Genomic DNA, 1,201 nt, shown 5'->3' on the forward strand with positions numbered 1-1,201 from the left:
GTCATCCTATGTTTGTATTAGGAATAAATTTTATTAAAGTTTTAGATTTAGAGATTTAATAAAAGGAGAAAGAACAAGACAAAAGCTCGTCATTAGTTTACAAAACAGTTCGCAATGGCTGTCCCTTTCTCCATGTGCTTAAAGATTGAACAGTTCATTAGGCCTTAGAGCCTGAATTTAGGATCGATAATCAACAAGCATTAATTTCAAAGTTATGAGTAAAATTATAGGAATTGACATTAGTAAGCAAACATTTGATGTTTGTTTTGAGCAACAAGAGAGATTAATTCATAAAGTTTATGACAATAATTTATTTGGTTTCATAAGTTTTATGGAACTTATAAAAAATAGAGATATTATAGTTATGGAAGCTTCTGGACCTTACTATATGCGTTTAGCTAATTACTTACATAGTCATAATATCATTGTTAGTGTATTGAATCCTTTGATAATAAGACGTTATAGTCAAATGCGTTTTTACAGAGCTAAAACAGATAAAAAAGATGCCGCTACTATAATGGAATATGGTATTCTTCAACGAGATGAGTTGCCTATATGGAAACCTAGTCAAGAGTTTATACAAGCATTGCAACAACAGCATAGTTGCTTAGAATTATTAAAAAAGCAGTATCATCAAACTAAAAGGCAACAAGAATCTTTTGAAGCTACAGGATACATAAGTAATGAAGTTTCATCAAGATTAGAGGCGCTACTAGTTTATTTAACATCTGCTATTAAAGAGATAGAAAATCAGATGTTAGCCATTTGTAAATCTCATTATAACCAAAGTTATGAATTATTGACATCTATACCAGGTATAGGAAATAAAACAGCTATCATGTTGATCGTTATTACAGATAATTTTAAGAAGTTCTCTCATTATAAGAAGCTTATTGCTTATGTTGGGCTGAGTCCAAGAATTTATGAATCAGGAACTAGTGTCAAAGGTAAAGGTCATATTTGTAAAATGGGTAAGTCTCAAATACGTAAACTTCTTTATTTATGTAGTTGGACAGCTAAAAAGTATAATAAAGCATGTAAACAAATGTATGATAGATTAAAGACCAAGGGAAAACCAGAAAGAGTTATAAAAATAGCTATTGCTAATAAACTTTTAAAACAAGCTTTTGCAATAGCTAATTCTAAGCAAAAATATATAGAAAATTATCAAGAAAATATTTGTTTTTAAGCACAGTTCATT

The 1,201-nt window shown here is 29.2% G+C and carries 1 protein-coding gene; it reads left to right on the forward strand.

Features of this window, described 5'->3' with window-relative positions; all coding sequences use genetic code 11:
- The first annotated feature begins 214 nt into the window (after positions 1-214).
- Positions 215-1,189 (forward strand): IS110 family transposase, encoded by a 975-nt coding sequence (locus EYW44_RS21875; protein WP_132727998.1) that lies wholly within the window; start codon positions 215-217, stop codon positions 1,187-1,189.
- Positions 1,190-1,201: the final 12 nt, after the last annotated feature.

This window comes from Tenacibaculum sp. M341 (assembly GCF_004337695.1).
In the GTDB taxonomy this organism is placed as follows: Bacteria; Bacteroidota; Bacteroidia; order Flavobacteriales; family Flavobacteriaceae; genus Polaribacter.

Coding starts and splice junctions, on each gene's coding strand:
- EYW44_RS21875 (WP_132727998.1), top strand. CDS start 215: ATGAGTAAAATTATAGGAATTGACATTAGTAAGCAAACATTTGATGTT.